Annotated in this window: 6 protein-coding genes; 1 reads left to right on the top strand and 5 read right to left on the bottom strand. The window is 50.6% G+C overall.

Annotation, left to right across the window (positions count from 1 at the left end):
• Nucleotides 1–360: 360 nt before the first annotated feature.
• From HPT30_RS03450 to HPT30_RS03465, 4 genes are all read right to left on the bottom strand, one after another.
• Nucleotides 361–5,331, bottom strand: a complete 4,971-nt coding sequence (locus HPT30_RS03450) for an S-layer homology domain-containing protein (protein WP_175370099.1) — start codon at nucleotides 5,329–5,331, stop codon at nucleotides 361–363.
• A 538-nt stretch (nucleotides 5,332–5,869) separates the two neighbouring features.
• The gene (locus tag HPT30_RS03455; protein ID WP_175370100.1) at nucleotides 5,870–7,408 is read right to left on the bottom strand and encodes a response regulator; all 1,539 of its coding nucleotides are present in this window, start codon (nucleotides 7,406–7,408) and stop codon (nucleotides 5,870–5,872) included.
• Nucleotides 7,409–7,682: 274 nt separating this feature from the next.
• Complete coding sequence (locus HPT30_RS03460; RefSeq protein ID WP_175370101.1) at nucleotides 7,683–10,007, bottom strand: glycoside hydrolase family 95 protein; 2,325 nt, start codon at nucleotides 10,005–10,007, stop codon at nucleotides 7,683–7,685.
• Nucleotides 10,008–10,022: 15 nt separating this feature from the next.
• Nucleotides 10,023–12,230 (bottom strand): beta-galactosidase trimerization domain-containing protein, encoded by a 2,208-nt coding sequence (locus tag HPT30_RS03465; protein WP_175370102.1) that lies wholly within the window; start codon nucleotides 12,228–12,230, stop codon nucleotides 10,023–10,025.
• Between the two features lie 330 nt (nucleotides 12,231–12,560).
• Between HPT30_RS03465 and HPT30_RS03470 the strand changes: the two genes are divergently transcribed.
• Nucleotides 12,561–13,430, top strand: a complete 870-nt coding sequence (locus tag HPT30_RS03470) for a helix-turn-helix domain-containing protein (RefSeq protein ID WP_175370103.1) — start codon at nucleotides 12,561–12,563, stop codon at nucleotides 13,428–13,430.
• A 164-nt stretch (nucleotides 13,431–13,594) separates the two neighbouring features.
• Here HPT30_RS03470 and HPT30_RS03475 read toward each other — a convergent pair whose 3' ends face one another.
• Nucleotides 13,595–15,655, bottom strand: coding sequence for an alpha-galactosidase (locus tag HPT30_RS03475; RefSeq protein WP_175370104.1), 2,061 nt, complete (start codon nucleotides 15,653–15,655; stop codon nucleotides 13,595–13,597).
• Nucleotides 15,656–15,839: the final 184 nt, after the last annotated feature.

The raw sequence follows: 15,839 nt of genomic DNA on the forward strand, positions 1-15,839 counted from the left end.
AAAATGCGGGGTTTTGGAGTAAATAGCGGCGCTGGAGTCCGTTACATGTCTAAAACCCAGTTGTAATCGCAAATAGCGGCTGTACAGTCCGTTACACTCTTTGCGTTAGTTAAAGTCTCTCTGGTGAGGTTAGTTTAGCAAGTATCGGATATGATGAGCAATTGACCAGAAACAAAAAGCAGCAAGTCTCTGTTTTGGAGACTTGCTGCTTTTTCACATCTTGGTATCGAATTAACAATCTGCACTGTAGAATATCCCACTTTGGGGTGGCCTGAAAGTCTTCAGGTCTTCAGGGCTTCACCCTTCAGTCCTCCAACCCTTCATCCTTCCAGTCCTTCACCCCTCAGCCCTTTTCAATCCTTACTTCACAAGCAAATTGTAGATAACCTGAGCCGCTTCGGCCCGGGATGCGATACCTTTAGGCACGAATTGTCCTTGGTTCTGGCCTTTAATCAGCCCAAGGCTGGCGGCTTCATTCACAGAAGCGGTTGCCCAGGAGGAAACCAGGTCCAAATCCGTGAACGCTGCATCAGAAGCAGCAGGTGCTTTGCCATGCTTCAGTTCATAAGCCTTCATCGTCATCACCGTGATTTCTTCACGGGTGATCTCTGCGCCCGGCTCAAACTTGTCTGCACCTCTGCCACTTACGATGCCAGCCTTGTAAGCGATGGAGATCGGCTCCGCATACCAAGCAGTCGCTGCAACGTCAGCAAAGCTTGCTTCGCCCGCTTCGTTCAGTCCAAGAGAATGCACGAGCATGGATGTGAACTCAGCACGCGTAACTGCGCGTCCCGGTTCAAACTTGTCACCGCTGGTGCCTTGAACAAGCAGCTTCGCCGCTAGCTCCTTGATAACAGAGCTGGCCCAATGACTGGCCGGAACATCGGTGAACGTCCGGTTCAGTTCCAGAACCGCATATTTGCTGAAGTGGCTGATCTTGGCCGTCAACACTCCACCAGCATAATCAGCTTGAATATATTCAAGCTTGCCGTTATCGGCAATATAGTAGATGCCTCCACGCGAAGCATTGAACCCTTCCGCTGCAGTCAGGCTCAGGGTAATTGGTTGATCAAACGTGGAGAGTGTTTGTGTTGCACCTGCTTTTGAAGTGATCGTCAGGCTGAATTCATAAATATCACCCTTGAGCGCTACATCCGCATGGGTAGCTTCCGCAGCAGCGGAGATCGTTTCATTAGCTGTGCTGCCAAGAGGCACCATCTTCAGGGAGATTGTGCTGTCTGCCCGTTGATCAGCAGACAGTTTGTTCTGCAGTGCGCGGATCAGATCCGCAGGCACTTGGAGCGAGAGCTTGCCGGATTTCACTTCCAGTGTGTGATTTCCGAGTTGAAGAATCGCCGCAGGGGACAGTTGTATTTCCTGTGTATCTTCCTTAATGTCCACAACTGCTTTATTACCTGCACTGTCCACTTTCAGCAAATCTGGTGTGATGCTCAGCGGTTTAGCGGCATTGGATGAATCTACAATACTACCCGGAACACTGCTGCCGGTATTGCCGTTATTTCCGCTATTGCTGTTGTTTCCGTTGTTACTGTTATTTCCATTTCCGTTATCCCCTGGATTGGCAGGTACACCTGGATTACCCGGGGTACCCGGATTCTCGGGATTTCCTGGGTTCTCCGGATTTCCTGGGTTCTCCGGATTCCCTGGATTTCCAGGGTTTCCCGGGTTCTCCGGAGTTCCTGGATTGCCCGGATTTTCCGTGATGGCAGCTTTGACTGTAATCTCAGCTGTAGCCTTAAAGCCACCGTCAACCGTCTCTACAGTAATCGTTGCTTTGCCATCTGCAACAGCAGTTACCGTGCCATTCTCTACAGTAGCTACTTCTGCATCACTTGAAGTCCAAGTTACCGATTTGTTAGTCGCCACTTCCGGGTTCACCGTTGCTACCAGCTTGCCGGTTTCGCCAACGGTCAATGTAAGCTCGGTCTTATCCAGCGCTACGCCTGTTACCGGCTTTGGACTTGCTGTCAATTTAACCAGTTTCGATTCTGTCTTTTGCAAAGTTAATGCCCAGGAACCAGTTACGGACGAAGTCTCTCCCGTCCACAGATCTTGCATCGTGTAGGATTCAGAAGCGTCCAGTCCAGCACGGGCAAAATCAACGGTTTTGTTGGCCGAAGCATTAGCACTATAGTTGAACACAGCCAGGTAATAATCGTTGCCATCCTTCAGTACAAAAGTATCTGCAGCATTGGCATTCGTGTTGCCTTCCAAAGGCTTGAACGCTTTACCTTTCAAAGCTACTTCAAGAACATCCTTGTTGTTGTACAAGGCTGTCATGTATTCCTGTGCTGTAGCATCGTTCACATCATCACTATCCAGCATCACTGTTCCGGCGATGACACCGGAGTTCACGCGGCTGCGGGCTTCAGTCAAGCTGGTAGCACGGCTTAGTGCCAAATGATCCGGGTCTGTGTACGGATAGATCGTTCCATTTTGCCAGAAACCGTAGGTCAATGAATTCAGCATGTATTCTGTCTCATTGATCCTGCCGAAGGTGTCACAGGAAATCCGTCTGCTGTGCGCATATTGGCTTGGGAAAATTGGCGCGATAGATTCGCTGATGAACATTTTTCCATCCAGACGGTCTTTGACATAACGCATTCCTTCATTGTAAGCCTGAATCCCTGTTGTCACATTCGGATCATAGTGTTGACCTTCCAGTGCGCCATGAGTTAAGAAATCCAATTTGATAAAAGTAAACCCAAGATCCTTGAACTTATCCAGGAAATAATTCATACGCAGTTTCGTACCCGGATGTGTCACATCGAGGGCATAAGCCCCGTCCAGCGTCGGCAGCGGATTACCCTCAGCATCCCGGAGAACGATGTCGCCATACGTATACTGACCGTTAGTGCCATCTACCGTCTGACTCATATTGTCGCCCCAGTATACAAACGGCCCCCAATAAATACCTGCATGTTGCCCATTGCCTTTAATGTGAGAGACAACGCTTTCAAGCTGCTGATCGCTCAGATTATCCCAGTAGGAATCCATATTGATGAATACATTGCCGTTATTGTTGAAGTCCTTCAGGTTCTCTTTAAAATAATTAGAGACATCCACTACGTCTTGATAAGACAGTGAGCTTTCGTAAGCTCCCCAGCTGTTCCAGCCGACCGGTACACCTTGCGGCAATTCCGGGTTCAGCTCCAGCGGAGGCGTGATGATCGCATTAGCTTTGCCGTATTCTTCAAGCCCGGTACGGTAATCGCTGAATCCACCCACCATCACCAATGGCGAGGATAGCTCGGTGCCTGTCAGGCTACCGTGTGGCTGGGTGTCGCGGGTAACATCACTTGCTGCACCACCATACACCGCCAGCTCGTTGAGCCGGTTGGAAGAGCCTTTCCAGTCAATGCCTGTCTTCCAGGTATCGTGCGTCACAGAACCGATGATCAGCCCGTTACGGGTCGTATTGTTAAAAATAGCCGTCATCTCATAGCTGGTATCTGCCCGGTTCATCGTTTGAGATTTGTAACGAATCCACGCATCGTTGTCAAAAGGCACGGTCAGCACACGATTATCCGCGCTGGCGCCAATATCTACACCACCTGTACGTTTCAACGTAATCGGTGATATATAATTGCTCTTGATTGCCGAATCACTGGCTGCATCCAGACGGGTCAAGAAATATGTTCTGTCCTCATAGAATTTGTAGACTTGCTTCAGTGTTGGCTTACCGGCAGAGGTATGCACGAATGACAGCTCCACCCCTTTGCCGAATCCATCCTGAATCTCAACTGGCGCTCCAGCGCTTGCATGTTTCTCGTAGCTTTTGGTCTCCACAAGCTCATCACCGAGCTTAATGCTGCCGTAGATTCCTTTTAGCTTCTGTCCATCGGCCCAGCTGTAACCAGCATATCCATTCTTGGTATTATAGGACACTTGATATTGTCCATTGGATACCAGCAGGCCGTAAGTATAATCGGTAACCGTGATCGCCCCGTAGCTGTGCGTATCGCCCGGTGTTCCCAGGTCATCCTCTTCTTCGCCCGGATTCCCTGGCTCTGAGCCCATCGCAGGCTCTACGATAATCCGGTCCAGATCCGGTGCATACCAGTTACCGTCCGAGAATGTGATTGTATTCTCACCCTCAGTTAGCGGTAGTGTTATGTCATAGTTGCCAACCGTATCCCAGTCTGCCGTCTTCGGCAGCTCGTAGTATTGCTCCGTGCCCCCATTGGCGCTGACATAGAAGCTGCGCGGGTCACCAGAAATGTAGGCTACAGTGATTTTATAATCACCGGTCATAGGAGCTATAATCTTTTTGAAGATCAGAGAGCTGCCTCCATTCAGGTAGCCTACCTTTTTGCCGCCGGAAGCATTGGGGCTGTCAGAAACACGGGCTTCGCCAGTCAATTCATTGACCGGAGATTCCGCTTCATAGCTGATCGTATAAGGAATCACTTCGATCTTATCCATATCCGGGGAATACCAGTCATGGTCTGAGAAAGTGATAGTATTCGTACCCGTTTGTAGAATCACTTCCACATCATAAGTGCCTATCGTGTTCCAACTTGCCGTCTTAGGCAAATCAATCAGCTCATCCGGCCCACTATTCACCTGCATATACACAGGACGTTGATCGCCCGAAATATATGAAATGCGGATCAAATACGTTCCGTCAGCCGGTGCATTAACATTAGTGAATGTCAAGGAGCTATCCTTGTACAGACCCGTTACTTTCTTACCATTAGAGCTGACGCTGCTGTCTTCCACCTTAGCATTGCCTGTAATAATATTCTCAGGCGCCTCAGCCTCAATGACTACACCGCGCAGGTTCTTCTTCCAGTCGCCTTCATGGCCTTCCCCTGGATTGCTATTGTCGAGTTCGCGAATTACGATCTTGTCGATGTCTGGAGAATACCAGTCGTTATCATCGATCAGGATGGTATTGGCTCCCGCGTTCAAGGGAAGCGTCACATCGTAGGTACCCACGGTCTCCCAGTTTGCCGTCTTAGGTGGTTCTTCGAACTGCTTGTTGCCACCGTTGGCACTGATATAGAATGGGCGCGGATCGCCAGAAATATAGTACACTGTAATTTTATAATTTCCGGTCTCGCTTACCGTTACATTATTGAACTGCAAGGAACTGCCTTGATAGATCCCCCCGACCTTCTTGCCGCCGGAAGCTGAAGTGAGCTCCGATATAGAAGCGTTGCCAGTCAGCGTATTCCCTTCTGCCTCAGCCTCATAGGTGTTCGTATCATCGGCATATACCGTCCTGGCGAATTGTCCGCTACCGGTAGCCACCAGGCAGATCATGATGAAGAGCAGAAATCCTTTTTTCATTACCTGTCCAAGCATAACATCCCTCCGTTTGGTGTTGTATAGTAGTGCTTTCTTGCTGCCAATTCTTCTGTTGTTTCACTGTAATACTCGGGCCATGTTGCTCAAATCAAGTGATACAAAGGAATCCACGCGCCGGAAAATACTATCCACTCATAAATGATATCGCTTCCACAACAAAGCGTTACAGACCCCCTGACCGATCGACAGCCAACGAACATCTATCCAACTGGCCGCAGGGAAATAGCGTCTGCTATACCAATGTGCAGCTACACATATTTCTGTAATCGCTTTCGTAAAAGAGCTATCAAATCCTCTCTTCTCCTTTCTGTGTTTGTCTGTCAATCCTGAAAGCGCTGCCGAATTATGATAACTGAAAGATTCCCTTTGATTGGCACTGATGATTTCAGCCCGTCTCTTGCACTATGTTTTGAATACATGCCTAATTGTAAAAAGCGGACGGCGAATTATCTATACCGTAATCTTACTATTCATAGAGGAAAGCGTCTTTCATTCACCATTCTCAGAGAGGATAGCGTCTTCCGTACTGACACGGTCAAATATTTTTCCTGTACTCGTTCGGTGTAACCCCCTGGTTCTTTAGAAATAGCGAAATAAAATAGGACGTACTTTCATAGCCTACTCTCTGGGCGATATCCTGAATCTTGAGTGAACCGTCCGCCAGCAATTCTTTAGCCTTATCGAGCCGAATGCGAGTCAAATAATCGTGGATCGTCATACCGGTCTTATCTTTAAAAATAGAGCGTAAATAATTCGGCGACAAATAGACCTGATCAGACAGGCTGTTGATCGTAATTGGCTGATCATAATTCTGATCAATCATCGTCCGTACCTTGTGGATCAGCTTTGCATTTTTGTCCATAAAACGCTCGCCCAGCAAGCTCACAGCATTCTCGGCAGTTCCTAAAATCAGATCCTCGATCTCATTCAGGGTTAGCGCATTATAGATAGAATGATATAGTTCCGCCCGCTTGAAGCCCTCAGGAACCGGCTCGTGCAGCTGCTCTAGAAGCTCATCCACAAGATCAATAGACCAGTCGCAGATGATTTTTTTCTTAATTCTCAGCGTTGCCAGTCCCTCAATATGCCGGTGGAGATCCTGTGCGGCCTGCTCGAAATCTAGCCGATTAATGGCGTCAAACCACTCTTTTCTGGCAAAAGGCGGTATATGTTCGCTGTAGAACTGGTTACAAACGGCATTAGCATGAATAATTGTACCTGTACCTTCATAGAATCGCTCATTCAAAATCACACGCATCTGCTCGTAGAGTTGATGCACATGAATTAATTCAGCGTCCTGACCGCCGACGGCAGCGGTCACCGTAAAATCCAGCGTACCTCGAATAGCTTCGGCCAAGTCCTCCCATGCATAATGACCCGGTTGCTCCGACGCTTCCATAAACACGCCTATCTCCCCTTCCTTATAGGGAACAAAGACAACCTCCAGGTTCTTTGCCTTGAAAAAGTAATCCAGAAAAGACACCAGACGGCCTATGCAGTCCTCCAGACTCCGTCCCCCCTCGGCCTCCTTGGGGTCGATGCTGAACAATGCCAACGCATAGCGGTTGCTCTCCGGCAGGCGGGTTAGTCTGCTAAAGCTGGAAGCCAGATCGGCAGCGCGTTCTGCGTTTTTCTCATAGGAAAGCTCCTTGAGGATGTTAGCTTTGGCTGCCTCCATCGAGCGTTTCTTCATCCGCACTTCCTCACAGCGCTGTTTCACCTTTTCGATAACGCTTACAATCTCGTTTAAATCAAGCGGTTTCAACAAATAACCGACAGCACCTACATTAAGGGCCGATTTTACATAATGAAATTCATCATGTCCGGTCAGGAACATCACTTGCATCCCTTCATAGCACTCGTGTATATTTTTAGCCAGTTCAATTCCGTTCATAATTGGCATTTGAACATCCGTAAGGACAATATCTGGCTGCGTGGCTTCGATTTTCTCCAGAGCCTCCCTGCCATTGCCTGCTGTTCCGACGACGTAGATACCCATTTCTTCCCAGCGAATATAATCTCTCATCATCTCGAGTCCCAGTTCTTCATCATCTACAAGAAAAATACTGTACATCGAAGTCCCCTCCTCCTTGTTGTCTGCGCTGTCTCTATTATATTCTTTTCCCCCACACCAATCATGGTACATATAAATGAAAGTCATTTTCAAGCATAAATTGTTAAATCGGAGTGTTTCAGCATGCACTTCACACATAAAAAAATAGTGGTGCAGGAAGTTAAATCCTACGCCACCATTTATATTTTGTCTACTGCCATCCGGATTATTTTGTATAAACACCAGATTATCGTCATCAAGCACTGTCCTCAAACCCTCAAATCCAGATACAGCTCTATAGCACTTCCAACCGGGTATTAAGTCTGTATCTTCCGCCTCTTTCGGCCTGGAAAGTAGTTCTTTGATCACCCCAGCGCACCGTTACCGGTCCTGGCGTAAACGTGTGAACCACGGCTTCAGTCAGTTGGCCGTTCTCCCAGACAATGTCGATCTCGGCATTGCCTTTAGCCCGCAGACCGCTTACTTCCCCTGTGCTCCATGCTTCTGGCAGTGCTGGCAGCAGATGAATCTCATCCGCATGGCTTTGCAGCAGCATTTCCGCAATGACCGCCGTACCGCCGAAATTCCCGTCGATCACAAAGATGTTACTCTCCGCTCCGGCAATGCCCGATTTGGAGTAAGTGAACAGGTTATCGAAGCATAAACCGCCGATCAAGTGGGAGATATGCTTGTAGGCTTTCTCCCCGTCATGCAATCTGGCAAAGCCCAGACCGAACAAGGCCGCGGTGAATTCCACATCCTCCAGCTCATCTTGAACCATCCGGTTCTCCAGCGTCACTCTTACTGCCGCACTGAGTTCCGGTGTCCGGTCCGGTGTGATTTGATTTGCGGGATACAGTGCGAATAGGTGGGACAGGTGCCGGTGTTCCGGCTGTGCCTCTTCGTAGTCCTCCAGCCACTCCTGCAGCTGACCTCTCTTGCCGATCTGCAGCGGCGGTAAGATAGCGATAGCCTCCTCCAGCTTCCGCTGCAGCTCCACATCCCGATTCAGTAATATTGCCGACTTCAGGCAGAATTCGAAAAGCTCACGTACCAGAATCTGATCCATGGTTGACCCCATGGATAACTGCTGTCCACCCTCACGAGAATCGCCAGGATAGAAAGAATTCTCCGGCGAATTGGAGGGACCAGTCACCAGCCAGCCGTACTTGGGATGCACAGTCATGTAATCCAAGTAGAAAGCAGCCGCCTCTTTGAGTACCGGATAAGCTTGGGTTTCGAGGAAGACCCGATCCTGGCTGTATTCATAATGTTCGATAAGATGTGTTGCGATCCAAAGTCCGCCAGTGACGTTAAGTCCCCAGGAGGTCTCCCAGCCTGGAAGCGTAAAGCCCCAGACATTAGAGAATACGTGTGCAACCCAGCCTTCACTACCGTATAAATTACGCGCCGTAGATCTCCCCGCCTGAGCCAGATCTTCAACATAGCGCATCAACGGAAGATGGCTGTCCCCCAGATTCGTAACCTCTGTCGGGTAGTAATTCATCTGGGTGTTGACATCCAGATGATAATCACAGCTCCAGCCCATCCGGCAGGCTTCGCCATCATTCCAGATGCCCTGAAGATGTAGCGGCAGAGGTGAATCTCCCCGTGAACCGGCGATTGTCAGATAACGTCCATACTGCAGGAACAAGGCAAATAACTGCGGATCTTCTGTCCCTCCCTGGGCCAGCAATTGAATTCGCTGATCGGTAGGGAGACTAGCTTTGTCAGAGACGCCCAGCCTAATATTCAACTTGCCATACTGCTGGCTGTAATCGGCGATATGATCTTCTCTCAGGCGGGCATAACCTTTGTCCAAAGCCTGCTTTATGATAGCAGCACTTTCCGCTTTCCATTCCTCGCCAGCCCGGCGATAATCAGTGCTCACAGTAAAGTAGATCTGGGCTTCATCCGCTCCGGTCACCGTCAATTGGCCGTCTTCGCTTTGAATCGTACCGCCAGTGATAACCACCTTGACAGAGCCCTGAGCCCAGACGCCGCATTCACCATTGCTGTGCACTTTTTCCGTCGCCTGTCCTTTGAAATCGAGCGTAGTATTGTCCGAGGCTACGGCCTTGAATGACTCTGTTCCTCCCTCCAAATGGAGGGCGAAGGAAACCTCACCTGGGGCCTCACTCCAAATTCGTGAAGCCACGAGGTCATCAGCATGGGAAGCGAAAACCTCACGGTGCAGCGTGGCTCCATTACCCTTAGCCACCGCTCCGGCCACCGCGCTGCTCAAATCCAGCTCGCGCTGGAAGACTCCGGCTTCACCGGATTGTGATGCCCGGTCTGCAAATTCAATTACAACCTCGCATAAGCCGAGGTTTGTCCCGAAATTCCGCTTCTTCGCCTGCAAATGCTGCTTGGCCAGAGAATCGCCAGCTTCATAATCGCCGGCGAAGAAATGCTGCCGCATCTCTTCCAGTGCAGCTTTCCCGCTTCCAGGAAGAAGCTCTGGATCGGCCTGACCAGACCAGTAGGTGACCTCGCTCATGCTCCATACCTCGCGGTGCGGAGCGGCCATAACAACGGCTCCTATTCTTCCGTTCCCAAGCGGCAGGCCTTGAGACCAGCCCGCTGCAGGGGCCAGATACCATAGTTTAAAATCGCTCATATACTAATCTCCTGTCTATATTATAATCTGTACAATCGCGTGTAGCTCCAGCATCGGTAGCTCTATGATCGCCCGGGTTCCATCCCATTTCCATGCCAGCTCCATGTTCTCCGGCTGCAGCAGTACCCTGCTTGGCTTCGCAGGAGTCGCTACCTGGAAGGAAATGCCCTGAACCGGCATAATCTCTTCATTATGAATCACATACCCTGGGCGCTTCTGCGCGAAATAATTCAGGAAATGCACCATGAGCTCCTCGCCGGAATCCGTACTGCGGGCATTCAAGACCATCTCGACATGAAGTGGTTTTTGTACCTGGATCATTCGAGTCGCCCGGGGGTAAATATCATTTATGCAAACATCCAGCCATTCCCTGATCAGGCGATGTCCTTCAAGGTAATACAACGCAAACAGATCACCGTTCAAGTACATAACGCTGCCTTGCCCATAGCTGTGCAGCGTCACCGCTGGTGCCGCCACTGTGTTCCCGGCAGGTGCAGCCCCCACTGTAGTATAATGCCGCCAGTCTGAACGCCGTTTTCGGCTATCTGCCCAGACCTCTTCCACCGGCTCCAGCAGCTGGGCTAACGGTTCTGCTCCCTCCATCTCAGCTTGGAGTGCCGTGCCCCAGGCTTGCAGCCGGATCTGCCCAAACGCCAGCTTACCGGCAAGCTCATCACCGGCCTGCCAATAATGCAGCGGGGCGGGAAGCACTGCACCACGTGTCAGACCCAGCAATCCAGCGAAAAGATCGCCCTGACGTCTGCGTCCCTGCTCATCCCACAGACCCGATCTGCCTGTAACGATCAGTCTGCCGCCGTTCTCAACATAGGTCTCCAGAGCAGCAATCGTAGCGGCCTCCATGAGACATTGATCCGGCACGATAACCAGTGCCTGACGGTCCAGCTGCTCCCTTAATGTCGCTTCGTCATAGATGAGATGCTGAATGCCCATCTCTACCAGAAACTGCGATGCGCCGTCCACGCGGTCCATTCGCGATTTGGGCAGCGCACCCCAGTGCTTGTCGCGTCCCCATTCCGCTCCGGCCACCGGTCCCAGCAGCTGGGAGGGCAGGCTAGCCAGCACTGCCACCTCCGGCACGATATGGGTGCCTGTCGCATAAGGCTCCCGTTCCTTCATAAATTCATGAACGGCCCCCAGCTCCCGGTATACCGCAGGCTCCAGCCGCCCGTCCGGATAAGGCTGATCCGCGAAGAAGCCTCTCGCTCCCACGGCCAGGATTGTAGCCATCTCCAGCTTCCAGTCGGTGGTTGGACGTATTTGCCACTCGCCCCAACCGTGAAACCGCTCGTTCATATAGTCATAAGTCAGCCCCGTGGTTGCCTGATAACGTCCTTCCTTACTGAAAATCATCTCATGATTGGCCCCGAAATGGACCGGATCACAAGACAGCCAGTCCAGCCCCAGTTCCTTTGGTGTCAGCCAACGCACAAACTTGCCGCCCTCCATCAGCGGGAGGCCATAGAAATATTTGCCGAGGTTATTCTCAGCCACCAATGTCTCCGGTGAAATCTCCTTCACAGCGGCGACCAGCTTGCGCACATAATGAAAGATCTGTCCCCGCCGCCACAGGCGCCATTGCAGCCAGTCCGGGCTATTCAACTCTTCGCCAGGTTCAGGCATTGGTCCCAGTGGCAGCCCTCTGCCCGTATCTTCAAGGAACTGCTTGCGGCAGTTCTCACAGTAGCAAGGGTATTCCACAGTCCAGCTGCCGCCATCGATCCAGACTGCATCCGGCTCGTGACGTGTTACGGCTTCCTTCAGGAGCGGAAGATAATACTCATCCAGGAAACCGGAAGAGATACAAGCCTGCGAAGCTTCATGCTGAAGCCAGGCCCCTCTCGCCAGAGTGCCATCCTCAAGAACGCGCAGCCATTCCGGATGATCCTTTTGCAGATGCACGCTTGTGAACGCATTCAAGTATAAGATTGTGCGGAGGCCAGCCTCTTTAAGCGCACGTGACATCAGGCCCGTATAATCATTCTGCAGTCCAGGATGCGCCGGGGCGATATCCGAAGGGTAAAAGGTATGTCCATAGTGGTCATAAGCGAAGAATTCAACCGCCTCAATGCCAGCTTCCTTGAACATTGCCACCTGCCGCCGTGCCTCTTCCTCTGTAAACCCACCGGCTACAGCTTTCATCCATTCCGGCTGATGATAGTCCAGATGCAGCTTGCGGAAGGTACTATTTATCCAATTACTCATTGTTTTCACCTCTGTATACAAGATTGTGCCTTTCGTCTTATGTTGTTAATTACTCCGCTATCCGTAGATAGAATAAGGGGGCTGAACGTCGAAATCACGCATCTAACTTTAGATTTGCTCCCTCTATTTAGTTCCCTTTATTAACTTACATACATGTTATTTTCCAGTTGAATTCGTGTCATTAAAACCATACGGATTCATTGCATTTATAGTATCACCGAGACGATTCGCTGTCTTTGCCCGCTGGTTCATTCATTTGACGATTTGTACGGTTACTTGTATGCTGAAAATAGAGATCAGGTCGATGAGACCGGAAAGTGAAGGCACAGCATGAACAAACTATCCGCAATCACGCCTTATGTTGGCGAAACCATGACTTATCAGTATGATGGCAGCAGTAATGAAAATCTGCGGGTCTGCAATGTATATGCATTCCATTTATTTATGGGTGGCCCCGGTGAGATGGAAATTGACGGAAGGCGTTATCCGATCGAACGGGGAACACTGATTTTCCTCCGTCCGGGCCAACCCCATGCCTTTCATATTTCCCCCTCCAACCCGCTCTCCTCCTACAATTTCTATTTCGATTTATGGGACAACCGGTCTCCGATGTCTGATAACCATTCGTTTATCTATGCCCCTGAACCCTTAAGCTTTGAAAAAAAAGCGCTGCAGGCGGCCTGTCCCGAGCTGGATCAGCTCCCCAGCGTGTTCCAACTGGCGGCTCATCCCATGCTCATTGACAGTCTGGTGATGATTGCGAAGACGTTCAACGATGCGCAGTTTTACCGGAGCGAGGCTGTGAACAGCTATTTGTACGCCTGGATCTTGAGCTGGTACAATGCGCTGCACCTGCATCAGCCAAGCGATTACCGTATTGTCCGGCTGCTGGAATACCTGAACGCCCATCCCGAGCGTGGTGAGTCCATTGAGGACTGGGCCCAGATGTGTGGATTGAAGCGGACCTATTTCCATGAACTATTCCAGCGCGAGACCGGGGTAACCCCGCGCACCTATCATCACAATCTGGTTATGCGGCGCGCTGCTGGCCTTCTGCTGGAAAGTGAACTAAGTGTGACTGCAATCGCCGAGAAGCTGGGCTATCCTTCAATTCATCCCTTCTCCAGACACTTCAGCGCCAGTTATGGTGTAAACCCGACTCAGTATCGCCTGAATCCGCGAAGCCGGATTCGAATGTAGGCCACAGGCCAGTCAACAGACAAAACGCGCTGTCCGCAAGAAGCGGAAGCGCGTTTTGTCTGTTTTTTTATATAACCGCTCAGCGGTTCTACTTGTCTTGGTTAGGCATCATCACGATGCTATCCTGGACCGTGTTGTCCTTGCCGCCAAGATGTGATCGTTTTTCAGTCTGCCTTTATCGTCAATTTAAAGATCTTGGATTCAGCTGGCTCCAGATTCAGCGTAAGAACACCCGCTGCTTCTCCTTGTGAACCTTCCCACAGATCTTGAAGGCTATAACGTGCCGTGCCATCCAGTCCAGCACGTTCCAGGGAGATGGATTTATGTGCGGCTTGTGCAGCATCGAAGTTGAAGACCGCCAGATAGAAGGCATTCTCTTCTGTAGCTTCAAGCACAAACAAATCGGAAGCCTGCTTGCCAAGGTCGCCTTCCACAGGACGGAAGGTTTGGCCTAAGCGAGCTACGTGCATGATCTCTTTGTTGCCCAGCCATTCTTTTGCCCGTGCAGCGGCCTCCTCCTTGCGGAAGTCATCCCCCATCAGCAGTACTGTACCGGCGATGACCGATGCGGTCAGGCGGCTTCGGCCTTCATGCCAGCCGGTAGCTTCCTGGTTAAAACTCTTGTACAGTACGGAATGGTCAGGATCATTGTAACGGTACAATGTGTTGCTCATCCACCAGCCGTGTGTCAGCGAGTTCAGCAAATACTCGGTATCCTGCAGTGTGCCGAAGACGTCGCAGGATACGCGGCGGCTGTGTGCAAATGCATAAGGGAATAGCGGAGCAATGGACAGATTAATAAAGAACGGACGGCCGATGGCTTCCGGCGAGAGCTTGTTCTGCAAGTAAGTCATGCCGTAATGGTAAGCCGCGATTCCGGTTGTGATCTCCGGATTGTGATGCTGTCCTTCCAGCGCACCATGAGCCAGGAAATCCAGCTTGATGTACTCGAACCCTTCTGAGATGAACTTGTTCGTGAACCAGTCAATTCTTTGCAGGTTCCCTGGATGTGTAGGGTCGATAGCCAGACCGCCGTCAACATCCGGCAGAATCTCGCCCTCACTGTCGCGCAGCAGAATATCTCCGTAAGTGTATTTACCGTCTGTTCCTTCCACAGGCTGCCCGAATTGCGCCGGGCTTCCCCAGAAGGCGAATGGCGTCCAGTACGTTCCCGGTCTGTGGCCGTTCTGCCGTACACGCTCCAGTGCATCCTTCATTTCTTCCGGGGTAAAGTTGTCCCAGAAAGCATCGAAATTAATATACACGGTGTCCTCGCTTTGGAAGCCGAGCGGCTGCACTTCATTTTTCAAAAAATCACTGGTCGATGTGTACAAATCATAATCCAACTCGGCCATTGCCGCCGACCAGCTGTTCCAGCCTACAGGAACGCCACCCTCCCATGGGAGCTGGGCTTCGATCCAGGTGTTGGCCTGGCCATAGGCTTCGAGACCTGCCCGGTAGTCGTCATAGAAACCGATAAATACAAGCGGGGATTCCACTCTCTTTCCCTTTACATAACCGTGCGCTTGACTATCGCGGGTCAGCTCACTGACAGCACCGCCATAAAGATCAAGTTCTTCGATCCCGCCGATCTTTTCACTTTTAATGCGAATACCCGTTTTCCACACCTTGTGGCTGATGGAGCCCATAACAATTCCCCGGCGGCTGTCTGCCGCGAACAACGCCGTTGCCTCATAGCTCTCAATATCCAGCGGCGGCTTTACAACTGTATAACGAACCCATTTGTCATTGTCGAACGGCACACGCAGAATGCTCAGTTCCTCTGGCTGTCCCGCTGCTCCGCCTAGAGTTACCTCTTTGGTCTGCACAACGGCCAGACGGTTGGTCTTCAGCTCTTCATCACTTACAATTGCACTTTGTACAAGGACATACGGTGAAGATTCATAAATATAGAAATGCTGCTCCAGCTGCGGCAGCAAGGATGTTTCGTGCAGGATTACCAGATGAATGCCTTTGCCGAAGCCTTCACGAACAACCTCTTCCTGTGACTTCAATTGGTGGCTCTGGTAGTGTTCCGTGTTATATTCCCGGCCCTGCCAGCGGAATGCGCTGCGGATTCCCTTCACATGTGAGGTGCTACTCTCGAGGCTAGCTTCACCTTTTTCGAGATCGATCTCCAGGCTTACATGACCGTTCGTCACCCGAATCAGAGTTTCATTCTGTTGTTCTACTTGCACTTGTACAGATGTATCGCTAGTTAGCATAAAATGCCTCCTTAATGTTGCGTACTGTTCCTTGAGTAGAACAAGCACTGTTCTTACCCGAGTCTGCCCTCATTATAAAGACAGAATAAAGCGTTTACCATACACCGATCTTCCGATCCATATCGCGATTTAACACATCTTGATCTGCTGTTCACTACACCTTCTGTGGTGCTGAATTTACGCG

This window comes from Paenibacillus agri, from assembly GCF_013359945.1.
In the GTDB taxonomy this organism is placed as follows: Bacteria; Bacillota; Bacilli; order Paenibacillales; family Paenibacillaceae; genus Paenibacillus_AQ; species Paenibacillus_AQ agri.

Bases quoted from the DNA above. Each gene is read 5' to 3' on its own strand.
- HPT30_RS03460 (WP_175370101.1), bottom strand. From the start codon at position 10,007: ATGAGCGATTTTAAACTATGGTATCTGGCCCCTGCAGCGGGCTGGTCT.
- HPT30_RS03455 (WP_175370100.1), bottom strand. From the start codon at position 7,408: ATGTACAGTATTTTTCTTGTAGATGATGAAGAACTGGGACTCGAGATG.
- HPT30_RS03465 (WP_175370102.1), bottom strand. From the start codon at position 12,230: ATGAGTAATTGGATAAATAGTACCTTCCGCAAGCTGCATCTGGACTAT.
- HPT30_RS03475 (WP_175370104.1), bottom strand. From the start codon at position 15,655: ATGCTAACTAGCGATACATCTGTACAAGTGCAAGTAGAACAACAGAAT.
- HPT30_RS03470 (WP_175370103.1), top strand. From the start codon at position 12,561: ATGAACAAACTATCCGCAATCACGCCTTATGTTGGCGAAACCATGACT.
- HPT30_RS03450 (WP_175370099.1), bottom strand. From the start codon at position 5,331: ATGCTTGGACAGGTAATGAAAAAAGGATTTCTGCTCTTCATCATGATC.